This window comes from Psychromonas sp. MB-3u-54 (genome assembly GCF_002836415.1).
Taxonomy (GTDB): domain Bacteria; phylum Pseudomonadota; class Gammaproteobacteria; order Enterobacterales; family Psychromonadaceae; genus Psychromonas.
Window position 1 is genome coordinate 1 of sequence record NZ_PJBP01000097.1, and the last position, 25,924, is coordinate 25,924.

Below are 25,924 nucleotides of genomic sequence, written 5' to 3' on the forward strand. Positions count from 1 at the left end.
AACAAACAAACCCGGTAATACCTTTCATCAATCATTCTCCACTGCTTACATTAAAGGTGCAAAACAAACAAACCCGGTAATACATTTCATCAATCACTCTCCACTGCTTACATTAAAGGTGCGAAACAAACAAACCCGGTAATACCTTTCATCAATCACTCTCCACAGCCTAAAGGCTAAAACCTACATCCCACTACTTACAGCCTACTGCCTAAAGCTTACAGCTTACGGCCCGCGACTCACTTGCGGGGAAAAATACACATGAATTTTTTCATCAATAACACCAAGATATCACTTTTTCTAATGATTAATATACTCGCCCCACTGAATATATATTTTGAAGGGACTTGATAGTAAAGGAATTAATCAGGTATTGCATCGCGTTGATAAATAACTAACGATTTAATGCCTCGTTACGCAGTGCTGATTTTTCGGCCTCGAATAGAAACGCAACTTCCAGACCATTAATTTGTGCTTGACGAGTTTGGTCTTGATTTAAAACGACTTTTGTTGCCACCACTTGGTATTCATACGCGAGTTCAATCCCTTCAACAGCGGGATCATCGCTATTTAAACAAGCAACCACCCCATGATCTGTAAAGGAGGTCACCGTGCTTGTTTGACTATTTGAGGTTAAACAAGATTCAATACCGATTTTATGCTTAAGCAGGTAATCCAGCAATGTCGTATCTTCAATCGCTTTCACACCGTGCCCAATGCGGGTTGCTCCAAGCTTATAATAGCCTGCCAAATACTGCTCGCACCCGCAGCCTCTTCAGCATGCACAGTGACCTGTAAATTTGCATTTAGCACTGTTTTAAAATGTTCGACAAAATGCCCTAATTCATCGCCATGTAATAAGGTGAAAAGCGCAACTCCGCATAATCAATTTGTGCATGGATCACATCCTGCACATTTTCATAGGCAATACTGCGACACCCCAATCCAATTTAGATAAAAAATTCATTAAATCGACTTCAGTTTCTATGCGGATATTACCATCAAGATGACGATGAAGATCTGTTAATGGGGGCGTCTTAGTCATCATTATTTAGTACCCATTTAGCTAATTTAGTTAACTATTTAGGCGCCGAAAAAACGCATAAAAGCAAGGCGTTGATTGCAGTAACTAGATATTCTAATGATACAAAAAATACGAGGAAAAGATCTTGAACAGCTTCAGCGGGCTACTACTGGATAATAATAAGTAATGAATAACAGGATGTTATAAATCAAATCAATAGCAAAGACTCAAACGGTGTTTTATGTCCCGTCGGCATATTTTTTAACCCGTATAAATAAAGATAAAATCACCGAATTTGCTATACTAATCATCAAAACAATATATTTATTTAAAAAGCAGTATGAAGAATGGTACTTTCTCCGCCTGTAAAAAACTGACTAAAGCACTAGACAATATCAAATTTTTATATACTCTTTTACCAGAATATAATGTTCATTAATTGAGCAACCCTTGTTAAATAACGATGAATTTTAAATCTCTGTTGTAAGTCACTGTTTTAAATCACTGTGAATGCATTTCCTCAGTAAATCTTAAGTTTCAAAAAGTATACTGTAGCTATTATTAACTCATCGGGATAAACACCTTGAAATCGACTTTGTTAAAGACCATTAAAAATACCAACCTCTCCTCAAATATGGTGTTTTTGGTAACCCTTCTTTCAATATATTACGGCTTTGTTTTCAATTACCCGATCATCGATAAAATCTATATCTTATCGGACAATCAAAGTGTATTTTATTTTCTTTCGCCTATCATTTTGACCTTTGCCTTTATCATTATTTTTTCAATACTCGCCCTGCCCTATCTGTTTAAAGCAATCCAGATCCCGCTGCTGATAACATCCGCATTAGCTTTTTATGCCAGCATCAAATATAACGTTATGTTTGACTACGGTATGATAGAAAATATTTTTGAGACAGATACGGGGGAAGCTTTTACTTATATAAACCTGGGATCAATTTCATACTTTATATTCTTAGGCCTATTACCTGCCTTTATTGTTTTTAAAACAAAAATAACCTATGCAAAAAGTATTACTAGAGAAATAGTTAATCGGCTTTTATTAGTGCTTGTTGCGGTTGTTGGGATTTTGCTAATCGCTTTTTTTTATTATAAAGATTATGCCTCTATAGGGCGAAATAACAGCTATCTAAACAAAATGATTAATCCGGCTCATGCATTCAATTCGTTTCGATATGTCAACAGAACCTACTTTACAAAAAAATTAGAATACAAAAAAATTGGTCAGGATGCGAATCTGGAAGGCAGCACTAATGAAAAACCTACTTTAATGATTTTAGTCGTAGGTGAAACAGCACGTTCACAAAATATATTTTATAATGGATATGCCCGTAATACCAATCCCTATACACAAGGTATGGATATCATTTCTTTTAAAGATGTTTCGTCATGCGGTACGGCCACTGCGCACTCCTTACCCTGCATGTTTTCAAATATGAACCGCTCTAATTATAATAAAAATCGTGCTATTAATCAGGATAATGCTCTGGATGTTATTTCTCATGCAGGTGTGGATATGCTCTGGATTGAAAATGATGGTGGTGATAAAAGAGTCGCTGGCAATTTTTCAAAAATAGAGATCACAACGGAAGACAGCCCGGATTTATGTGATGCAGGATCCTGTTATGATGAAGCATTACTGCAAAATCTAGACGAAAAAATTCAAAAGAACAAAGGTAATCAATTTATCGCGTTACATATTAAAGGCAGTCATGGACCGACTTACTGGCAACGTTATCCGGAAAGTAAAGCCCACTTCACCCCCGCCTGTAATCAAAGTGATATTGAAAACTGCAGCGACCAAGAGATAGTTAATGTTTATGATAATACCCTGGTTTATACGGACTATATTATTGCCCAGACAATTAAAAAATTAACAGAATATTCGAAGCAATATAATGTTGTTTTAATGTATATCTCAGACCATGGCGAATCGCTTGGTGAAAACGGCTTATATCTGCATGGTGCACCTTACGTTATTGCCCCCGATGAACAAACTCAGGTTCCCTGGTTTATGTGGTTAGGAAATGATTATGCCAATGCCAAAGGAATCAATAGACAATGTCTGCTTGATAAAGCAAACAATGATACCTTTTCTCACGATAATCTGTTCCATACACTCCTTGGACTCTATGGTGTTGACTCAGCAGCAAAAGATAATCAACTGGACATTATTGCCAGTTGTAAAAAGGGAATAAATAACATTGCAAAAACGAAGACATTAGCCCCTGAAATAAATTAGCACTGGAGACTCAATAACAAAGGTTAATGCCCCTGCGATAAAATAAGCTTATTCTGTATATCAAGGCATTGCTATAACATTCAAAGCTGTGCTTTAATTCCCCATCAAGGGTGTTTATTTTGTGCTGTCTCCATCAGTGCGCAATAATCACCCGTCGAATTGACCTTAGCTGTTACCTTGTGCGCAATTCGGTAGATTTATTTATGTGACAATAAACACTGGTCAGATATAAAACGATATTTTAGTCTTTGTGAAGATTTATAACATCCGGTTATCCTCCTCTTGGTGACCAGCTAAAGCTGATTAAAATAGTGCCAGACGATTTGATGAAAGAAGCCCTACAATAGTGTTTGGGATTTTTTGCAGCAGCAGCGCTTGTATAAATGACCATGGAGTTTCGATGAAGAATATTAGCCACCTGTTCTTATTGTTAAGTCTTATTTTTTTTAGCGCGCTTGGACTCGCTCAATCACAGGATAGTGTAACGGTTGATCTGCTTGATAAACGTATTGAAGTCGCCAAAAAATCTCAAGAATATGATCCAGAAACACAAGCCAAATTAATTCAGCTGTATCGCGACAGTATCTCCCACCTGCATCAGATTCAACAGCATAAAGAGGCCACTGCAGAATATCAAAAAAAATTATTAACCGCCCCTCAAGAAATAAACGCATTGAAAAAAACACAGACGGAACATTCCACAACAGAGCCCTTATCTAGCTTAAAAGTCAATCAATACACTGATCTGGCAAGGTTAGAAAAGCTGATTGCAGATGAAGAAATAAACCGTTCGGCATCGGAAGATAAACTGAGTGCCATCAATACTGAGATTGGGGAGAGCACCTTACGACCAAGTCAGGCCAGAGAAAGAATTAATTATATCCGTTTAGAGATGGCAGAACTTGATGAGAAACAGATAGACCAACAATCCAATAACGGCCCGGCATTTACAGAAGCTGATCGTTGGTACCGGGAGACAAAACGTCAATCGTTACAAACAGAACTTTTAATGCTTGACCAGGAGCTAACAGGTAACACGGCTTTATTAAACCTGCTGCAGGAGAAACAGAAAAACGAAAAAATGTTGCTGAAAAGAATCGAAATACGCATCGCATTTTTACATGAAAAGCTTTTTAACAAACGTGCAGAGTCGACCAAAAAAATATCCGAAACGGCCAATTTAGTGCTTAACGGTAAATTAGCGAAGGACAGTTATCTGCAGAGAATTGCCACGCAAAATTTAGCGCTGATTGCGGTATTAAAATTACAGTTTCAGGAACTGCAAACACTTTTAGAAAAAGAGACCAGTGAGCGAAAACTATCACTGCAGGTCTCAGAAGCCTTCCACAATGCACGCAAAAGATTGCAGCTTCAAAGTGACTCCTCGTTTATTGCTTTATCAATTCGCGCACAAAGAGAAAAGCTCCCCAAGCGTCAAACCTACACAAAATCACGCAGTGTGGTGCTTGATGATATTGCTAAAATAAGCTTACGATTATTCCGTCACGAAGAAATGTTAATTAACGATCAGCAGGGACCCGCGCAGTCTAACAATAAAAAAAACAGTCAAATCCTATCCGAATTGTTAGAAAACCGTCAAAACATGCTTGAAAGAGTGATCAAAAATGACCGGGTACAACAGAGTGGGTTATACGAACTGGATGCCAGGTATTTACAATTAATAAATAAAACCAAAGAGTATGATAATTATATAACTGAGCACCTTCTGTGGCTAAAAAGCAGTAATGCCTTTGATTTTATCATGTTTACCCCATTGCCCTCGGATCTTAAACTCTACATAAGCCATTTACAAACTGAGTTTTGGAGACTGAAAAAAATCAGATTACCGAATCTATTGTTACTCTTTATCCCTTTGTCGTTAGTGTTTTTATTAATATTTTTGCGTAGGAATTTACTCAGCAAATTACAACGTTGTGGTAGACAAGTAGGCCGTGTCAAACAGGATAGTATCCTGCAGACCCTCAAAGCCTTAATTTATACAGCGCTGTTAGCATTACCGGCCGGATTAATCTTATTGATTATCAGTTGGGCTATAAAGCTTCCGACAACTGCGTCGAACATTTCAGTCGAATTAGCCAATGCGAGTATTTACACTGCTATTTCGCTTATTGCGGTACAGTTTTTAAAAGTACTGTGCATTGAAAAAGGGGTTTCAGAAGTGCATTTTGGCCGTAAAGCAAACGCGCTGTCAAAATATGTCAAACAACTCAAGCTGTTCATTTACTTCGGCATTCCCTGCTATTTTATCACCCTGAGTGCAATCAAATTATTCCCCGCGACGTTGGGGGGGCCGCTTGCCATATTGGGCTATTCAGGTCTTATGTTTACACTGGTAAGGATCATATATAGCATTTTACACCCTTACAAAGGTTTGCTATATCGGGCACAAACAACAAATCCGGAGTCAATATTCCAAACCAGAAAAATTATCTTTTTCTTTACTATGTGTTTACCCGTTGCAATCGTTATTATGTCCTTAGCGGGCTACACTTATACAGCAGGAATATTTGGCGAACGCCTGTATTTTTCTATTTTATTTGCCGCGCTAGTATGGATTTTTCATTCATTTTTAAGCCGCTGGTTATTAATTACCAGCAAGCGGCTAACCTATGATAATTTGGTGATTGCTCGAAAAGCTAAATGGGATCGCCTGAAATCGACCGGAAGTGAAGTACCCGAATTAGTTCATGAGGAGATATTAGAGCACGAGGTCGATTTAAAAACATTAGACGGCGACAGTCACAAGCTGATTAATGCAGCGACGTTAGTCCTCGCCGTGGTCGGATTCGTTGGCGTCTGGGGTCAGATATTACCCGCATTAAGCTTCCTTGAACAGATAAAGCTGTGGAATAAAGATGTCATAGTAGACGGCAAAGAACTGCTGCTTGCCGTGACGCTGGATGAAGTAATGGTGGCTTTTTTAGTCAGCTTGGGGGGCTATATATTATCCCGAAACTTACCCTCTTTAATAGATATCATTTTACTTAAAAACGGACAAATCACCCCCGGTTCCCGTTATGCTATTGTAACCTTAACACGTTATGGCATTGTTATTATTACGATTCTTATAACCATGAGCTTTCTAGGGATAAATTCTTCCAGCATCGGATGGATGTTTGCAGCCCTGAGTGTGGGTATTGGTTTTGGTCTGCAGGAAGTGGTCGCCAATTTCATTTGTGGTTTGATTCTATTATTTGAACGTCCGATTCGTGTCGGTGATATTATCAGCACCGGCAGCACGGAGGACTCATCGGGCACAGTGATACGTATTCGTATTCGCGCCACCACCATCCGCAACTTTGATGAAAAAGAGTTATTGATCCCCAATAAAGAGTTGATTACCGGCCGAGTGCTTAATTGGACGCTTAGCGATGACATTACCCGGATCATTGTTAAGGTCGGCATTGCTTACGGCAGTGACGTAGAACTGGCAATGGAAATTCTCGAGGAAATTGCTATTGATAATGAACGTACACTTACTGAACCGGCTCCACTTATTAACTTTGAACAATTTGCCGATAGCAGCTTGTCACTCTCCCTAAGAGCCTATGTCCCCACCCAAGGTGATCGTTTACGTGCTATTACTGAATTGCATAAAGAAATTGATAAACGCTTTAGGGTAGCAGGCATTGTAATCCCGTTCCCGCAACAGGACGTTCATATTATTGCAAATGACTCGACCAAACCTTTAGCTTGACCGGATTGGTACCGGCGGCGAATTGCGCCAGTAGCAATCAAAGAAAAGGGAAATTAAATGGTGGTAAATTATTCGTTTAAACGAATACCATTATTTTCAATATGAATCACTTTTTTACGATATAACTGACCAATTGCTTTTTTGAAATTAGCTTTGCTCATTTTTAAAATTTTGGCAATTTGCTCGGGAGAACTTTTATCCGACAGCTGCAGGTAACCCTGGTGCAGTTTCATGGTTTGGACAACTCGCTCGGCTAATGAATCAATCTTGCCGTATCCTATCTGTGTCAGGGTCAAATCAATTTTACCATCTTCACGCACTTGCTTGATATAACCTTTGCACCTTTTACCAATTCCCATCTCACCAAACACATCACTTGGGAATAAAACCCCCCAGTGTTTATTATTAATGATCGCTTTAAAACCAATATCGCTTCTTTCTGCGATCAATAAATCGACTTTATCACCCACTTTATAATTGGCTTCTACTTTGTCTAAAAAACGGTCCAGTTTTGAAGACGCAACTAAACGCTCACTTATATCATCCTGATAAATATAAACAATATATCCATAACCTTCTTTCATCGGGATTTTTTGCTGATTAAAAGGAACTAATAAATCTTTCGGTAATCCCCAATCTAGAAATGCACCTGCTCTGTTTGTATCAACCACTTTCAGTGAGGAAAATTCCCCAACCTCCGCTTTCGGTTTTTGCGTGGTGGCAATCAAACGGTCTTCTGAATCACAATACAGGAAGACCAACACAGTTTGCCCGATTTTCATATCATCGGTGACATAACGACGGGGTAATAATATTTCCCCGTCTTCCTGTCCGTCAAGGTACACACCGAAATCAACTTGCTTAATAATAGTCAGCTCATTATAAGCACCAATTTTAATCATAACTTTCTCTTTTTAATTTAAATGCCCTGTGATCAATTACCACAACGCTATGTTATCTGTTTGAATATAGCCAAACCATTCGAAAATTCAGCTAGTTAGGCAGGTTTGTTGATCACCGCAATAGTCAGGCGTGATATACAAACCAATTGCCCTCTTTCGTTTTTTATTTCAATTGACCAAATTTGTGTTGTATAACCTATGTGCAGCGCCGTTGCAGTGCCAATAACAATCCCGGATTTTACGGAGCGTATATGATTGGCATTAACTTCCAGCCCCACACAGACTTTCCCTTGCGGAACAGCCAAGTTAGCGGCCAGACTGCCTAATGTTTCAGCTAACACAACAGACGCACCACCATGTAACAGCCCAAAAGGCTGGATAGTACGGCAATCAACAGGCATTGTCCCGGTTAAAGAATTATCACCTACCTCGGTATATAAGATACCCAAGTGAGCGGTCAGTGTGTTTTCACTGGTTGCATTTAAGCGTGCTAAATCCGTATTTTTTTTCCAAATCGACATTTTTGTCCTGTAATTGGTTTTTTATAAGATTTCTATAGAATTTCTAATAGCGCCTGCACAGGGTGTTTTAATGTCTGCCCTTCAATACGCTTGACTTGACTGCGACATGAATAACCCGTTGCCAGACATTGCTCCCGCTCACGTTTGGCAATTTCAGCTTCCCAGCTAAGACTGTAAATGGCTTTTGAATTTTCCAGGTGTCCCGCATCATGCCCATAAGTACCCGCCATGCCGCAACAACCCACCGCAACATTAATAAACTCGGCGCCAAAATGATTGAATATTTTAGCCCAATCCCCGCCGGATGTCGGCTCTGCGGTGACTTCGGTGCAGTGACCCAATAAAAAATATTGCTTGCCGGTTAAGGTTTTTTTATCACCGCTTAAGCGCGTTAATAACCACTCTTGGAAAAGGTGCACGTGAAACTCACCGCGATTTTCACCTAATGCTTTTTTGTACTCGTCACGGTAACACAATACCATTGCCGGATCTGTCCCCACCATAGGAATATTAAGCGTTGCCATCTGATTTAAAAATTGCGCCGAGTTCTTAGCTGTTTTCGCAAATTTATCCAGGAAACCTTTAATATGCTGTGGTTTACCGTTTGCCTTAAAGGGCAGGATCACCGGTTTATAGCCTAGTTTTTTGACTGTTAATACAACATCTCTTACCACCTTTGCATCGTAATAAGTGGTAAAGGGATCCTGCACTATCAGCACATACTGTTGACGTTCAGCGTCTGTTAATGCCTGCAGCTTAGTTAAATCAAACTCAAGCACGTCCTGATTTTTAAGTGAAGCGGTCAGTGTCGGGCTTGACAGTAATGGAATATCAACCATACCCACAAATTTTTCTGTTAAGGCAGACGTCAGCTTCATACCCATAAAAAAATTAAAAAATTGCGGTGCTTTACCCATAACAGGTGCGTACTGCTCAACGTAGGCAACAAAATAATCTTTCAAAGGGCGCAGGTATCGATCGTGGTAAAGGTGCATAAAACGGGCACGAAAAGTGGGCACATCCACCTGAATAGGACACTGACTGGTACAGGCTTTACAGGCTAAACAGCCCTGCATCGCTTCCATTACTTCATGGGAAAAGTCATATTCACCTTTGCGTTTAGCTAAGGTATTGACAAATTTCCTGAAGACACTGGCATTTTTACCGGCGTAAAGATCTTCTTCTAGTTGTAATACATCAATATCCTTATTGGCTAACTGGCGTAACCATTCGCGCATTAAACCGGCACGACCTTTAGGGGAATGACGGCGGTCTTTGGTTATTTTAACCGAGGGACACATCGGTGATTTAGTATCATAGTTAAAACATAAACCGTTACCGTTACAGTCAACACTCTCTTTAAAACTATTACGCACCTTGATCGGGATTTGACGATCAAAGGTACCGCGTTTTACCGCGTCCACACTAACTAACAACTCATTTGATGTGATAGGTGTGCAGATTTTCCCTGGATTGACACGGTTGTTAGGATCAAATACGGCTTTAATTTTACGTAACTCAGTAAATAATTCATCGCCGAAAAATTCAGGACTGTATTCACTGCGAAAACCTTTACCATGCTCTCCCCACATTAATCCTTTATATTTAGAGGTTAATGCCACCACTTTATCGGAGATGGTGCGCATCATTTTTTCCTGCTGTGGATCGCACATATCCAGCGCAGGACGAACATGCAATACCCCGGCGTCCACATGGCCAAACATCCCGTAATCCAAATCGTGATCATCCAATAACTGCCGGAATTCAATAATATAATCCGCTAAATTTTCCGGCGGTACACAGGTATCTTCCACAAAAGGAATAGGTTTTGCACTGCCCGCGGTTTTGCCTAACAAACCAACTGCTTTTTTACGCATGCCGTAAATTTTATTGATATCGTCCAAATCATCGCAAATTTGGTAGGCAATCACACCGCCTTCTTCATTGGCAATTAATGTATCTAATTTTACAATTAAATCGTTAACCTTTTGCGCTTGGATCTGTTCATCTTCCTCAACAAATTCAACAATATTTAAACCATCAACGACTTTATTGGGCACATCGGTTATTAACTGGCTAACGCTATGCCAGACAATATCTTGTTTAGCCAGGTTTAAAACCTTAGAATCAATGGTTTCTACCGATAAGGCATTGGCTTTTACTAAGAAAGGAGCATTTTGTAATGCCGATTGAAAACTGTCGTATTTAACATTAAACAGGGTGCGATACGTTGGGATTTTTTGCACATCTAATTTGGCTTCGGTGATAAAAGCCAAGGAGCCCTCTGCACCGCACAAAATACGGGTTAAATCGATCCCCCCTGTTTCAGGATCATAGACATGTTTTAAATCATAACCGGTTAAGAAACGATTTAGTTTGGGGAAACCTTGTTCAATTTGCTGCTGCTTACCGGCACAGGTTTCAATCACCTGACGGTAAATAGCACCAACGGTATCTTGACGTGCACTTTGTTCAACTAAGGCATCTCCCTTAAGCGGGGTGCTGTCTAATACTTGACCATCTACTAGTACTGATGTGAGTGCTAAAACATGATCGCTGGTTTTACCGTATACTAAGGATCCTTGCCCTGAAGCATCACAGCTGACCATGCCGCCAATAGTAGCGCGGTTACTGGTCGATAAATCAGGTGAAAAAAACAGACCAAAGGGGCGCAAAAATTCATTCAATTGATCTTTAACCACGCCGGTTTGTACCCGCACCCAGCCTTCAGCCTCATTCAGTTCAATGATTTTATTCATAAAACGGGACAGGTCTAAGACCAGATCATTACTTAAGGATTGACCGTTAGTACCCGTGCCGCCACCGCGAGGTGAAAAACGCAGATTGGCGAATTCATCAGCTTGTGCAAGTTTACAAATTTCAACAATATCCTGGGTCGAGCGGGGAAATAGAACTGCTTGCGGCAAACATTGATAAACACTGTTATCCGTTGCAACAGCAAGGCGACTGGCATAACTTTTTTCTATTTCGCCGGAATAGTTTGTTGCACTTAATGCGCTTAAAAATGCAAAGTAATCTTGTTTAATATTCTCTTGATGAGATAAGTTTGGGATCATGTCTAAAGTGCCCTAGTCGGTTATTTGCTGATATTGTCATTAATAAAAATAATTGTCATATTAGCACAATTTTCAAATGTGGTTAGATGATTAATTTCACGTTAAAAATCGCTTTTAGTCTTATTATTATTATTCTTATTCTTATTCGGGAATGAATATTGAGGGGGAATTTGGTAAATGCTTTGTCAGGCGCAAGGGCGGAGACCAGAGCAAGACGCAGCATGAGGTAATGGTTATTCTCTTTTCGATTGGTGCAACGCAGCGCTGGTTTTCGACCTTGCGCCCCGTAGGGCAAGGCAAATTGAGCCAATCTGCGTTGTTATAAAATCTCTTTGTAGAATAACTAGACTTCAATTTTATGCCTCGCATATCAGCACAATTTTTCTTGCTGACTTTGCATCTTGAAGTATCATGGGTATATACAAAAACCCGTGGCGACCGACATAAGTTCGAAGACACAATATAGTTACCCCGCCTTTAAAGCCCTCAGCCTTCAGCTTTTAGTATTTTACCCGCCGAGCCTGACGGCTCAGTTCCAAAAAAATACCGCCTTCTAGATCTCCCTCCAGCTTCAAGCTTCAAGCCTTTTACTGCCGAGCCTGAAGGCTCAGTTCCAAAAATACCGCCCTTCAAGCTTAAAGCCTTCCAGCTTCAAGCCTTCTAGCTCTCCAGCTTTCAGCCTTCAGCCTTCAAGCATTTTACCCGCCGCTTTAAGTTATATGTCAACAGGGGCAGATATATAACCTTGATAACCTTCTATCCGCAAAATTTTGACCATCTGCAGATGTTTGTCATCTTCGATACCCGTGATCACCACTTTAATATCTAAGCCATGTGCGATATTAATCAATGCTCGGCAAAGTTCTAGATTTTGCAGCTTGTCTTGCTTATCTTCATCCTGGTAAGAAGACAATGAAAGATCCAATTTCACATAATAAGGTGTTAACAATTGCAAATATTCAAAGGAGGACAGCTGCTGACCATAATGATCTATCCCCAATTGAGCCCCGCCATTTTTTATAATCTCACCCAGTTTAATTGCTTGATCTAAATAATTTAAAACACCCGCTTCGGGCAGCTCAAAGTGAATCAAGTGCGGATCGGCAATCTTATTTAAAAATTGGCTTAACCAGCGATGAAATTCACTATTGATTATACTGTCACGGGTTAGATTCACCGCAATAGGTTCTTTATTAATCGTCAGCATCTGTGTTTTGATAAGCGCTTCGAGTATGCATCGATCAAATTCATGGCCTAATGCTAAACGTTCAACAAAGGGCATAAACTCATTAGCTCGGGTAACTTTTTCATCAATTTGTAAACGACTGTAAATCTCTCGCTGCATGACCCTATCATTGTCCATGGTTTTTACTACTTGCCATTGGAATATAAACTGATTTTTATTAATTGCATCCACGAGACGAATTCGCCATTGTTCCTGGCTAAATTCCTGCTCAGTATGAGGCTGAAACCAATTGCTGACTTTATTTTCTAACAGTGCTTTTTGCAAAGCGTGATCTGCCTGCGCTAATAATACAGGAGGCGTTACATCGGCTGTTCTTTCACTTAATCCAATCGCAAAATTGCTATTGGGAATACAGCCTGCTTGTAATATTTCCTGGTTAATTAAGCGAATTAACAGCTGCAAATAAGACGTTATTTGCTTGTCGTCAGCATTTTTTATTAAAAAAGCAAATTCGTTATTTGAAATACGCGCAATAAAACTTTTAGGTAAGTTTTTTAGCAGGTTATCTGACAATATTTTAATGGATTGATCACGTACCTGATAACCAAGTTGATGGTGAATTTCGTCTAACCAGGAAAACTTAGTCAATAGCAGCGCCCCGATCCCCGGCTCAGCTAACCAACTGCTCATTTGCCCCGCTAAATGTTGTCTATTGGGTAGCTGTGAAACGTCATCAAAAAATTTGTCATTTTTTAGTATAGTCACTTGCTCATCAAGTGACTTAAACACTAACTTTAATTGTCCGGACATGGCGTTAACAGCCCCAACCACTTTTTTAAGTTCAGTGGTCTTAGGTAATGGCAAATCTTCACTGAATTTACGCTGAGCAATATTATGGGCATGCGCGGCAACTTCATCTAAGGGGGTTAGAATGACTTTTAATCGCAAACGGAATAAAAAAGTTGCGATAAGAAAAATAGCCACTAAAGCCAGTACCATATGATTCATAATTAGCCATAATTCCCGGTAAGCGATAGCCGGATTTGATTCGATTTTCAAGGTTGCCAGTTGTAACCATCCCGATGTAATAACAGTTTCTTTAATTTCCCCCTTGAATAGCCCAAAGTTGATAAACCACTGTGGCACCCCATCGATAACAACCGGATTATTCCACACTTGCTGTTTTTGATCCGCAAGCCAGGTCAGACTGACATTTTTATAAAAACCGCCTTCAAAAATAACATTCACTAAAGTTTCAACCGTCGCAATATCGCCCGTTTCCAGATGAGGTTTTAGCATCAGACCTAATGAGGTACTGGTATTATTAAGATCAGATTCCATCTGATCGCTCATAAAAGCGCTTGTTTCGGTAAACTGAAAATAAAATAAACTGGACATTACCAGCAAAAAAAGTACTAACAATAATGAGTTTATCTGGTTAAAGAGGGTCATTTAATATTTACTCCAATCTCAATTTCGGCTGTTTCAGCGTTGAAAATTCCATACGTTGATTTAAATTTGTCCAGCGGTTAAGGCGATCTGATTTACCAGCCAGTACGCCTTGTCCTTTTTCTTTATTAAGCCAAAGCTGTTTACCGTTAAAGCTATAAACAGGATAAAGATCCTGGCGTTGATCTGCAGGTTTGATTTGCGCATCTATGTTATCAAGTACCAGAGGTACTGAACCGGGCGTCTCATAATAGGAAAGCACCATATGATATTGATTCAGCGTCAGTGCTTTGACCATAGTAATACGCATTTTATTATCGTCGATACCCAATGCTAATAATGTAAAGTATTTTGCTATGGCGAATTCCTCACAGTCTCCCCCGTTTACCCCAATAAATTCGATCGGGGTTGCCCAATAATTATCTTTTCCCCAGAGCTTCAGGTCATCAATGAAATAAAGCATATTAAAAAAATGATTAACTTTGGTTAATTTTTCTGTGTCGCTTAACTGTTGTGCTGAATCCAGAATATTAAACCAGGCTCTCCCTCGGTCAGAAGCACGCTCACCATAATTACTTTTAAGCGCGGATATTATTTTCTGCTCATTTAATAACCATGGACTGGAAAAAATGGAAAAACTAATTAGCAGCAGTAAAGCACTTAATAAGTGCCATCCGGATTTGCGCCCTTTATTTATTATCAGCACTCAATATCACTCAGTAGGAGAATCGACGCTATAAATTGTCCATTTCAACTCATTCTGTGACAATTCACTGTTTATTTCAGCAACAACACGGCGATTACGCGCAGCAATAGACTCATCATCACCTTCTACTGATAAGCGCTCAAAGCCATAGCCAACGGCAGTGATCCGCCTTTCATCTATTGCAAATTTTGTGATCAGGATATCTTTAATAGCCTCGGCGCGTTGCAGTGATAATATTAGGTTATATTCCGCGCTGCCGCGTTTACTGGTATGTCCCTCAATAGTTATGAGAGAGTTAGATTGCGCTTTCATAAGGTTAGCTGCTTTTTCTATTTCAGGAAAGAATTCGGCACGAACTACAGAAGAATCATTGCTGAAGTTGATCAGTAATTTTTCGCGTGCTATTTCAATTTTTTTAATAGCACAACCGTTATTATCAACTTGTGCGCCAGAAAAAGTGTCAGGGCAATGATCACGCGCCTGAATAACACCATCACTTTCAGAATCGCTTAAATCAAATTTCTGAGGAGTCGGCTCGTGTGTCATATCGACAATCTGCGTTGTACAAGCTGAGACGAAAATAGCTAAAAAAACAGTTATCAAGCTTTTCATAATGATACTCCTCCATCAAATTGTTGCTCACCCTGCCAACTGGACGGGCGAGTTATCCGTAATGCATTCAGTAATGATCCCATTGAATGAAAAATACGATACTGTGCTGATATTTCTGAAAATTCCGCATCTAAAAAATCTCGGCGTGCTTGATATAACTCATTTTCTGTATCTAATAAATCAAGTAAGGTGCGTTGCCCAATTTTAAACTGCTGGCCATAATCAGACTGTGTATCTTTAGAGGCAATAACGTGCATTTTTATATATTTTTTCTGCAGGTTTAACTGTTCAAAAGCATTCCAGGAAAGGATAAATTCTTGTTCAACTTCACGGTGAGCATTACGGTTGAGCTCTTTTGCTTCACTCATTTTATAGGCAGTTTCTTTCGCGTAAGCCTGGTCTTTACCTCCGGAAAAGATATTGTATGAAAATCGGACCATGGCAATCACTTCATTATTATCACCGCCGACATTATTAATCTGACCATCTGCACCATCGATATTATTGTTATAATTGGCTTCAATATCCAGGGTGATCTTAGGGTAATAAGTTGAGTTTGCTGAGTCATGCTGGGCAGCAGCTGAGTTAATATCATTTTGTGCAGATTTAAGCACCGGATGATTGGCCAGCGCTATTTTCACCCCTTCTTCTTCACTTTGAGGTAATAGAGCTGCGTCGGGAACCGGGATCACTAATTTCTCCGGACGCTGGTCGATAACACGGTAAAAGACCGCTTTACTGTCTAAATAGTTATTTTTTGCAGCAATAAGATTAGATTGCGCTTTAGCCAGACGGCCACCTACTTGTGATAAGTCAGCCGAACTGCCAAACCCCGAGTCGGTTCGCTCTTTAATCTGATTATAAATTTCTTGATGGCTGGCAAGATTTTTTTCAGAAAGATTGATCAATTTTTCTGTTTTAATTAAATCAATATAAACCTGGCTGATTTCTAATGCTAAATCCTCTCCCGCACTGTGTAAACGCCACTGCTCGGCACTGGTTGCATAACTTGTTCGACTCACCTCACTGCTGGTATGAAAACCGGTGAATATATTTTGCTGCAGGCGAAGCCCTAACTCACTTCGGTTTAGATTTTTAGAGTCCCCCCCGTTTCGGGTGCTTGGGCTGTCAGTATATTCATAACCATAACCGCCGGTAGCGTCTATGGTCGGCCAATAACCCGCTTCAGCTTGCGCGACCTGCTTTTCTTTTACCTTGAACTGCGTATAAGTAGCACGTAGTTGAGGAGCAGTATCCAACGCATAAGCGACGGCTTGTTCCAGTGACTGACTATGAACATTAGCAGAAAAAAGAACGGCAGAACATAATAATGCGGCAGATCCTTTTTTGCCTGGCTTAAACTTAAAAAGTTTCATTTTAACTCCTTTAAAATTGTTATTATTTGTTTTATTGAGTGTTATTATTTGGCAGTTTAATACTCCCTGAGAGCCATCTCTTGAGCCCTTAAAATCGGGTTTAAAATATATTCAAGCACCGTTCTTTTACTGATAATGACATCAACCGTTGTCATCATCCCCGGAATGATCGGCATTTCCTTTTTATCTCGACTATGCATACTTGACTCGGTTGTCCTTATCCTTATGATATAAAAGCTATTCCCCTCATCATCCTGTGTCGTGTCTGCACTGATATGCTCGACCACTCCCTCTAAACCACCATAACGGGTAAAATCGTAGGCGCTTATTTTTACTCTGGCCGGTAACCCAATATGAATAAAAGCAATATCCTTTGGTATTATTTTAGCTTCAATTAATAATTTATCTTCCGTTGGAACAATTTCTAATAAGACTTGCCCTGATTTAATAACGCCCCCTAAGGTCGTTATATGGATAGTCTTAATAGTTCCCACCACAGGGGAGATGATTAAGGCTTTTGATACTTTATCTTGTACACTAACCTGCGCCTCGGTTATTTTAGAGAAATCAGATTGCAATTTATTCAGCTCCGCCCGTGCTTCTGCCCGGTATTGAAGTACCGCTTCGCGACGTTTTAGTATCGATTCCCGATAACTAGACTGCAGTTTAGGTTTAACCAGACGCAACGCATTTAACTCACCGCGAATATCATTAACTGAGCGTTCCAGTTTTATTAACTCAACTTCCGGCACAATATTTTTACGGGCAAGAGGTAGAGTCAATTTCAGTTCTCTATTGGCCAATTTAAGGCTGGTCTCCAATGTTGTAATTTTGGAATTAATTTCCAACATTTCCTGCTGTCGTTGCTGAATCTGCAGTGCATAAATAGCCACCTGATTTTCAAGGTTACTTAACCGGCCTTCATACTCATTTTGTTGGCGTAGTACTAAACTCTCAGCCGTTTCTTTAAGATCATCGGGAAACTGTAATGTTTGCTTGTTAATCTTAATCTGTAATTGCCAATCTGGCACATCGGCCACTAAAATACTGCTCAACTCGGTGCGTAAACGGATAATATCGGCGCGCAAGGCATCAACTTCGCGGTTTTGTTGCGCCATATCTGAGCGAAAGCGCGTATCATCAATTCGCGCAAGCGGCTGCCCTTTTTTGACGGCCATTCCCTCTTTAACATAAAGATCTTGTAAAATCCCGCCATCCAAACTTTGAATAACCTGCACTTGTGTTGAAGGAATAACCTTACCTTGTCCCCTCGTCACACGATCCAATTCAGCAAAATATGCCCAGACAAAAAAGCAGATAAACAGAGCCACTAATGACCAAATTGTTAAACGATGAATACTCGGCGCTTGAGTTAGAATAGCACCATAAACATCATCGGCCATTTCTAAATCTTGTTTGCTTATTTTCATTGTTTAGCCCCTTTGAAAGCGGTCGCTAATGTGCCATTTTTTAACTGTTCTAAAATGAGTTTTTTAGGTCCGTCTGCCATTAAATGCCCTTTATCAAGTACCACAATGCGATCCACTAACTGCAATAGGTGCATTTTATGCGTAATTAAGACCATTGTACGGTTTTGTACAGTTTGTGTAATAGATTGAATAAATAACTTCTCAGCACGCGCATCTAAACTGGCGGTGGGTTCATCAAACAATAAAATTTGCGGATCATTTAAAATAGCACGTGCGAGTGCGATGGCTTGGCGTTGGCCGCGTGATAACAATTTCCCTCCCTCGCCAACCTGCTGATCTAAACCTGCTGATTCATGGTCAGTAAACAGACTCACTCCGGAAAGCTGTACAGCCCGCATTAATTGATATTCCGTCACTTGTCTGGTACCAAATAAAATATTGTCTTTAATTGATCCGTGAAATAGCACAATATCCTGTGGTAAATAGCCAAAATTACGGCGCAAATCACTGGGATGAATTTGCCCCTGATGTAAGCCATCATAGCGAATACTGCCTTGTGTCGGCTGGTACAAACCTAACATTATTTTTGCTAAGCTACTTTTACCTGAACCATTACGCCCTATAATGGCAATTTTCTCACCGGGCTTTATCGTCAGCGAAAGGGGATATAAAGCCGGTTTTTCAGTATCAGGATAATTAAAAGCAACATGTTCCAGAATAATATTACCTTCCAATTTAGCGCGGCTTGCAAGATGCCCTTTATTCTCAAATTCCGCTTCCTGTGCCATGATCCCATCGAGCTGTCTTAGGGAGGTGACGGTTTGATTATATCGGGTCATTAGTGCGGCAATCTTTGCCATCGGCCCGATAGCCCTGCTCGATAACATCACCGCAGCGATAATGGCACCCATCGATATCAGTCCTTCGGAAACACGGTAGACTCCTAATATAATCACCGCAATAACCGACATTTGGATAATAAAACTGGCAACATTAGACACTGAATTAGTGATCACTTTGGTTTTTAATTGCCAATTCGATGTATGCCCTAACATCTGTTGCCAGGCATTCTGTACTATGCCCTCGGCGCCATTGGCTTTAATGGATTCAACCGCGGATAAGCTCTCAACCAAATGACCATGGCGCAGACTGGAAAATTTATTACTCTCTTCAATTGCGCGGCGCAACCTGCCCTGCACTGACCAGCTATAGCCCAGGATTAATACCGTTGCAATAATTGAAAACAACGCTAAATCACCGGCAACAATCCATATGATAAAAATAAAGAAGATTGAAAAAGGCAAATCAACCAGTGCCGTAATTGTCGCTGAAGATAAAAATTCGCGAATGCTGTCAAATTCGCCAAGTTGCTTTGCCATACCGCCAATACTGGCCGCTCTTTTTTCCAGCGGAATGCCGATAATTTTTGCAAACAGTTTTGAAGAGACCTGAATATCGACTTTTTTTCCTGCCATATCAATTAAATAACTACGCAGCTGCTTTAAAATAAAATCAAAAATATAAGCAACGGATCCACCGATTGCAAGTACCCACAAGGTTTCAAAAGCCAGGTTAGGTACCACCTTGTCGTAAACATTCATCACGAATAAGGGGGATATTAAGGCAAAAATATTAACCAGAATGGAGGCAATAATAACATCACGGTAGATAGGTGCTGATTGTCGAATGGTATCCCATAACCAATGCTTTTTGGTATCAGCCAGATGCACATCAAAATCACGATCGCCACTGTAATTTTGTTTTATTAAAAACAAATAACCAACATAAACGGACTCTAATGCTTCAACCGTAAGCAGTTCTTCACCACCCGTTTCGGGTAGGGTCAGCACAACTTTATTAGCCTGAATATCTATTTCCTGTAATACACAGGCTTTTTGATCCTTAAGCAGTAAAACACAGGGCAATAGCATAGCCGGTATATTATCCAAGCTTTTACGACTTAATTTTGCACTTAAACCCGCTCGTGCAGCGGCTTGCGGCAATAATTCCGGTGATAAATTTATCCCGGTTAACGGTAAACCCGCGGATAATGCTTCGCTGGAGCAGGGATTGCCAAAATGCTCACTCAGCAAGACTAAACAATCAAGAAGCGGATCTTCTGTCATACGCTGGGCGGCGTTAATGGTCCATTGTTTTGTTTGTGGCATTAAATAAATTACTCTTACAAAGACGTCGGTTTAGAAAGTAGGTTTTAATCTTAAATATCAAAGAGAAACAATCTTTCTCTTTGATCAACTTATGTCATAAATCAATATTATTCAAATAAAAAATCAAGGTATTGACGTGGCGGCAATATAACCCAAAGAACAGCTTCATAACATGCTCTTTGGGTTGTTGCTTCTGGTAAGGATTAAATAATGATAGCTTCGTCAATTGTTGCCTGAATAAGCTCTGCATCAGATGATGGAGCCCCTATTATTAATGCGCCATCACTTATCAATGAATTGATAATAGTGACTTCATTTTGAGTCGTTTGATCATCAACCCCGTCCAGCTTAGTGCCATCTAAGACAATGGTTTGAGAAACGGTTGTGCCGTCCCCATTCTCATAAATAGAGATTGTCGTATTACCATCTGCAAAGGAAAAATCCAGATAATTCCCGAGATTATCGCCCGTTTCATCCTGTAATAACTCACTAAAATCAAGTGTATCGATGCTTTGATTAAAATCAGAGATTGTATCTTGCCCATTTTCACCGCTTAGCCAAACAAAAGGTTGATCTCCCGTTAAAGTGTCATCATCCAGGCCGCTCATTAAGGTATCACTGCCATCACCGCCGATAAGCAGATCATTTATCTGTTCGTTAGTACCAAGAGAATCGTTAAGCACATTATCAAGCTCACGCTGATCAAATTCAGACTCATCCATATCGGCATGAAGTTCGAGCATATCTTGTACATGCTCCATAGCCGCATCTTCACTCAAAGCGGATTGACCGGTAGCGGCAATCAGACTTACAAGCTCTTGCTCTGACATCGAAGCTAAATCAAAGTTCTCTTCGGAAAAGGCATCGCGCATTGCTTGCGTGATAACAATACCATCGTAGGCATCATCGTTATTATCCAGCGACTGCAACAAAACAGCCATATTTTCAACATATTCATCATTTACATCAGTACGACTCACTTGCGCAATATCCTGCAGGAACACTTGACCGTCTGTGATATCAGACATATCAATAGTCCCTATCACTAAGGCACCAATAGTGAAGGTAACAATATCACCAGACTTATAATCAAAATCACCATCAGCGCCGGTTAATCCGAATAATTCTGACGTCGTTTGATAACTCAGACCTTCAATAATACCATCAATAATAACAGCCGAGTTGGTATCCAATTCATATTGTTTTTCAGTAGCATTATAGGTGTAGCTGGCGTCGCTAAACTCAATATGCTCAGCACTCGTAACGGTAAAGTCTAAGTCTATCTGGCCATTACTCTTAAGTTTGATAGTAGGCACACCCGCATCAACAGAAACTACATTGCTAGTATCAATATCTTCTGAGCTAAAGCTGCTCAAAATTAAAGTGTCAATACCTGTTCCCAAATTAACTGTTCCAGTAGTATTGGCGACGTCTCCCAGAATGGTTAATGTATCGTTAGCGATCCCCATATCGATACTGGCAGAACCCTCAAGCCCCCCCGTGATAGTAATAGTATCAGCAAAAGTACCTGTACTAATACTGGCAGAACCCGTAAGTGAACCTCCAATAGTGATAGTATCCGCATCAGTCTCTGTACCACTAGCCGAAGTATCAATAGAAACACTCCCTTCCACATTACCACCGATAATAATAGTATCCCCGTAAGTCCCTGTATTAATAGAGACACTGTCTTTTACATCACCATCGATCTTAATAGTATCCCCGTAAGTCCCTGTATCAATAGAGACACTCCCTTCCACATTACCAGTGACATTCACAGTATCAGCAAGAGTACCTGTATAAATAGAGACATTGCCTTTTAGATCACCATCGATCTTAATAGTATCCTCGTCAGTCCAAGTATCAATAGAGAAATCACCTTGCACATCACCAGTGATATCAAGGGTATCTGCCCCAGTTCCCATAAAGATATCGGCATCGGCAGCAACATCACTGTCACCGGTGATATTAATTCCATCAGCAACAGTAAGGGTATCGTCACCTTCCCCCATATCAATACTAACAGAATCCTCAATTCCAGCACCTATGGTAATAGTATCGTTACCGGTCCCCATATCGATAGTGACAGACCCTATCAGTGCACCACCGATGGTAATCTCGTCATTGCCGGTCCCCATGCTAATAGATACATTATCCTGCACATTATCAGCAACCTGAAGAGTATCGTCACCTTCCTTCATAATAATAGAGACCGAATCCTTAAGTCCAGACCCGCCAAATCCAGCCCCTCCAACTTCCATACAGTCATCTTCAGAACCGATAATAATATCGTCATTACCGGTATTCGTCATAATAATGACATTATTAGTTACATCATCGGTGATTTGAAGAATATTGTTACCGGTTCCCATAGTGATCTTGGCAAAATTCTGAACGCCACCACCGATGGTAATATCGCCATTGCCAGTCCCCAGAATAATCTCTGCATTATCTTTCACATCATAAGCAATGCTAAGAGTATTATTATCGGTATGCATATTGATAGTGGCATCATCCTCAACGCCACCCGAGATGGTCACAGTGTCATTACCCGTAGCGGTATCAATAACGGCATTATCTGTCACATAATGAATGCCGGTAATAGTATCGTTACCGGTGAGAGTCTTAATCTCTGCATCGAGTGTAATATTCTGTTTATTAAAGCTCACGACGTCATCACCAGTGGTAAAGGTATATGCATCTGAATCATTAGCTTCAGTAATATCCTCGTAGTCAGGGTCACTGTCCGTGGCTAATTGCACTGCCGCCATAATAGTGCCCGTGCCGCTTTCACTGCCAATATTTAAAGTGAACTTTTCAGTTGGGTCCGTACGCCCACTCTCTGTGCTCGGTATCGTCACAGTAAAACTGCTGACACCGGCAGGCACTGTAATAGTGTCACCCGCAGCATTAAGTGTTACACCATCACTAAATTCTGCATCGCCATAATCAAGGCTGTCAGTGTCGATATCGGTCAAACTAAAGTTATATATTTGATCATCGCCCGACACGCCACTAAGGCTTACGGCAAAAACTAAGTTATCACCTTCATCAGCACAGAAATCGCCAACACTGCTGATAGTCGGTGCAATTTCATCTATCGAAACATTAATTGTGCCTGGACTTGTATCACCATCACTATCAGTCAAGTTATAGGCAAAACTCAAGTCAATATCGCTAACCATATCAATATAACTAGTTGCTGTTACTGCAACACGGAAAGAACCTGGTTTGTTAGCAGAATCTGTATTTGTAACAACAACATAATCAATCAAAGGATCACTGCTATTGAGTGTATATATACCATTAATGGAGAAATTCACTGTCTCAACAACTTCACCATTCACATCCCAGGCAACTATTTTACCAGGAGTTGGTTGACCATTAGATAAGATCTCAATAGATACTGATGTCGCATCTGGAACAATGTCTAATTTTAATATTTCATTAATTCCAACATCTAGCCCTCCACCATCTTCATTAACCGTATTTGAACTTTTTACTCCGATATACCCATTGTTGTAATTAACTTCTATCGCTTCTAAATTGGAGGGGTCAAGAGCATTAGTTGCTGTTGCTAGAATAAGCGTTACGTCACTATTACTCCCAGTTAATTCCAATGAACCATTAACGCCTCCAGTATGTGCAACCAATCCACTGACGCCACTTTCAGTACCAAATTTAACGTCTTGATTATAGGTAAACTGTGGAGCTCCCACTCCCTCATTAAGACTAACATCCAAGGTCATTACCGTGGTTGCGCCGCCATCAATAGTACCAATGACTTGATCATTTTCTGAATCAAATTCAAACTTGACAAGTTGACTATTAGCATAAATATTTGGCATGGTTGAGCTAGTCTCATCCCAAGCAAAATCATTGTTTGAATCAGCAGATAATTGTATTGTAGTTCCGTCATCATCGGTTAAATTACCACTGTTCGAATAGTCATCTTCATTGTTAGTCATCAATGTTTTAGTGACAGCGACCGGCACATCATCCACTATTGTAATCACCAGATCTGCAGTGTGCACAGTAGAATCTGCATCGGTGATTGAATAAGTAAAAGTATCAACCACGCTATTAGCACCGTCACCATCTCCATGAGTCACTGCATTATTCAAGGTATAAGTGTAATGACCAAAATCAGCTGAAGTATTATCGGCATTCACTGTTAATGTATTACCATCATCTGTCGTAACAGTAATAATACTATTGGCAGCAGCAACCCCGTTAATAGAAGAAAGGACAGCTCCTTCTGCTAAATTATCATTACCAAAAATATTACCCGTTGAGATCTCTGCATTACTTGCACTATTAGTGCCAATAGCCAACGCATTTTCGTAAACTGTATTTGTATCATTAGCGTTAGTTGAATTGCTTTCAATACTGATGTTTTTACTCGTACTGCTTACAGAATCCCCATTTGTATCTTGGTTATGTACTGTCACTGTTAATTCGAAACTTTCATCAACACCAGATAACGTCAGACTGCTTAACTCATCTCCAACTATCGTCCATGTGCCATTACCATCAGTTGTACCAGCGCTTAATAAAACGCCATCAGGCACGCCAGAAATTGTATATCCTGTAATTGACTCTGAACCATCTGTATCTGTTAGTTGAGCGTAGATATGAAGGATTGCATTACCATCTTCATCAGTAAGAACAGTTGTGTCACTCGTTGGGATCCTGTCGAAGCTGATAGAATTAATTAAATAATCATCACCCGATGTTGGTGCAGTGAATACAATCGTATCAAACAACACCCCATTTTCAGGTTGCAAGGTCACAGCGGGATCAACACCATCACTCCCACCGATGCTGAGACCTTCACCAACTGAGACACCATCCATAAAGAATTCATATTTTGCATCTTCATTTGAATGCTTCCATGCAAATGCAACATCAACAGATGCGACTGCATTTTCTAGATTAACTATCAGCTCTTCAGATACTGTCCCATTAAAACCAAGTTCATCATCGGCACCTGATGCCGCGCCCTTAACACCAAACCCAATTGGATTTCCATGAAAGACCACGTTATCTACAGAGGCATCTGACAAGGTATCATCTGAATTTATACTGCGACCGGTTACACTAAATCCGCTATCTGATTCACTAAAATTAGTGACATCTACATTTTGAGTAACCGCCTCTCCTGTAATATTTAAAACTGGAGCATCTGCAACCGCTACGACACTGACAGGAACATCTTTTGACACGCTAACGTGTCCATCATTTACAGTAATCTGCAAAGTGGCATCTACATCACTATTTTTAGATGGAGTGAAAGTCCAAGTACCGTCATCATTATTTATCAAAACACCATTGGATGAAGTCACACTTTCAACGGTAATAGCATCATTATCAACATCAGAAATTTGTGCCAAAATTTGAGCGGTTGTTATCGTATATGAAGTATCTTCATTTGTACTAAGGCTGAAATCATCTATTGTCGGCGCATCGTTGGTACCGGTGATCGTCACCAC

The 25,924-nt window shown here is 40.2% G+C and carries 12 protein-coding genes and 1 pseudogene; 2 read left to right on the plus strand and 11 right to left on the minus strand.

Features of this window, described 5'->3' with window-relative positions:
* Positions 1 to 394: 394 nt before the first annotated feature.
* Positions 395 to 1,048 (minus strand): annotated as a pseudogene (locus CXF72_RS03565) (hypothetical protein).
* 559 nt (positions 1,049 to 1,607) lie between these two features.
* Here CXF72_RS03565 and CXF72_RS03570 point away from each other — a divergent pair.
* On the plus strand, positions 1,608 to 3,287 hold the full coding sequence (locus CXF72_RS03570) for a phosphoethanolamine transferase (protein WP_332870220.1): 1,680 nt from the start codon (positions 1,608 to 1,610) through the stop codon (positions 3,285 to 3,287).
* A 400-nt stretch (positions 3,288 to 3,687) separates the two neighbouring features.
* Complete coding sequence (locus tag CXF72_RS03575; RefSeq protein WP_101036907.1) at positions 3,688 to 7,005, plus strand: mechanosensitive ion channel domain-containing protein; 3,318 nt, start codon at positions 3,688 to 3,690, stop codon at positions 7,003 to 7,005.
* Positions 7,006 to 7,073: 68 nt separating this feature from the next.
* Here CXF72_RS03575 and CXF72_RS03580 read toward each other — a convergent pair whose 3' ends face one another.
* The 10 genes from CXF72_RS03580 to CXF72_RS03625 all read right to left on the minus strand — a co-directional run.
* The gene (locus CXF72_RS03580) at positions 7,074 to 7,907 is read right to left on the minus strand and encodes a CvfB family protein (RefSeq protein ID WP_101036908.1); all 834 of its coding nucleotides are present in this window, start codon (positions 7,905 to 7,907) and stop codon (positions 7,074 to 7,076) included.
* A 95-nt stretch (positions 7,908 to 8,002) separates the two neighbouring features.
* Positions 8,003 to 8,428, minus strand: a complete 426-nt coding sequence (locus tag CXF72_RS03585; RefSeq protein ID WP_101036909.1) for a hotdog fold thioesterase — start codon at positions 8,426 to 8,428, stop codon at positions 8,003 to 8,005.
* A gap of 32 nt (positions 8,429 to 8,460) precedes the next feature.
* Complete coding sequence (ydiJ, locus tag CXF72_RS03590) at positions 8,461 to 11,505, minus strand: D-2-hydroxyglutarate dehydrogenase YdiJ (RefSeq protein WP_101036910.1); 3,045 nt, start codon at positions 11,503 to 11,505, stop codon at positions 8,461 to 8,463.
* A gap of 715 nt (positions 11,506 to 12,220) precedes the next feature.
* Positions 12,221 to 14,143, minus strand: coding sequence for a bifunctional diguanylate cyclase/phosphodiesterase (locus tag CXF72_RS03595; protein WP_101036911.1), 1,923 nt, complete (start codon positions 14,141 to 14,143; stop codon positions 12,221 to 12,223).
* A gap of 7 nt (positions 14,144 to 14,150) precedes the next feature.
* The gene (locus CXF72_RS03600) at positions 14,151 to 14,846 is read right to left on the minus strand and encodes a transglutaminase-like cysteine peptidase (RefSeq protein ID WP_442966023.1); all 696 of its coding nucleotides are present in this window, start codon (positions 14,844 to 14,846) and stop codon (positions 14,151 to 14,153) included.
* 6 nt (positions 14,847 to 14,852) lie between these two features.
* Positions 14,853 to 15,458 (minus strand): OmpA family protein, encoded by a 606-nt coding sequence (locus CXF72_RS03605; protein ID WP_101036912.1) that lies wholly within the window; start codon positions 15,456 to 15,458, stop codon positions 14,853 to 14,855.
* Positions 15,455 to 16,834, minus strand: coding sequence for a TolC family outer membrane protein (locus CXF72_RS03610; protein WP_101036913.1), 1,380 nt, complete (start codon positions 16,832 to 16,834; stop codon positions 15,455 to 15,457). Before CXF72_RS03610 ends, CXF72_RS03605 begins: the two co-directional genes overlap by 4 nt.
* 56 nt (positions 16,835 to 16,890) lie before the next feature.
* On the minus strand, positions 16,891 to 18,264 hold the full coding sequence (locus tag CXF72_RS03615; protein ID WP_101036914.1) for an HlyD family type I secretion periplasmic adaptor subunit: 1,374 nt from the start codon (positions 18,262 to 18,264) through the stop codon (positions 16,891 to 16,893).
* The gene (locus tag CXF72_RS03620; RefSeq protein WP_101036915.1) at positions 18,261 to 20,432 is read right to left on the minus strand and encodes a type I secretion system permease/ATPase; all 2,172 of its coding nucleotides are present in this window, start codon (positions 20,430 to 20,432) and stop codon (positions 18,261 to 18,263) included. Before CXF72_RS03620 ends, CXF72_RS03615 begins: the two co-directional genes overlap by 4 nt.
* Positions 20,433 to 20,635: 203 nt before the next feature.
* Positions 20,636 to 25,924: cadherin-like domain-containing protein (locus CXF72_RS03625; protein ID WP_157823180.1), on the minus strand; the 5,289-nt coding region annotated here is incomplete at its 5' end.

Bases quoted from the DNA above. Each gene is read 5' to 3' on its own strand.
- CXF72_RS03620 (WP_101036915.1), bottom strand. From the start codon at position 20,432: ATGCCACAAACAAAACAATGGACCATTAACGCCGCCCAGCGTATGACA.
- CXF72_RS03610 (WP_101036913.1), bottom strand. From the start codon at position 16,834: ATGAAACTTTTTAAGTTTAAGCCAGGCAAAAAAGGATCTGCCGCATTA.
- CXF72_RS03580 (WP_101036908.1), bottom strand. From the start codon at position 7,907: ATGATTAAAATTGGTGCTTATAATGAGCTGACTATTATTAAGCAAGTT.
- CXF72_RS03575 (WP_101036907.1), top strand. From the start codon at position 3,688: ATGAAGAATATTAGCCACCTGTTCTTATTGTTAAGTCTTATTTTTTTT.
- CXF72_RS03615 (WP_101036914.1), bottom strand. From the start codon at position 18,264: ATGAAAATAAGCAAACAAGATTTAGAAATGGCCGATGATGTTTATGGT.
- CXF72_RS03595 (WP_101036911.1), bottom strand. From the start codon at position 14,143: ATGACCCTCTTTAACCAGATAAACTCATTATTGTTAGTACTTTTTTTG.
- ydiJ (WP_101036910.1), bottom strand. From the start codon at position 11,505: ATGATCCCAAACTTATCTCATCAAGAGAATATTAAACAAGATTACTTT.
- CXF72_RS03605 (WP_101036912.1), bottom strand. From the start codon at position 15,458: ATGAAAAGCTTGATAACTGTTTTTTTAGCTATTTTCGTCTCAGCTTGT.
- CXF72_RS03585 (WP_101036909.1), bottom strand. From the start codon at position 8,428: ATGTCGATTTGGAAAAAAAATACGGATTTAGCACGCTTAAATGCAACC.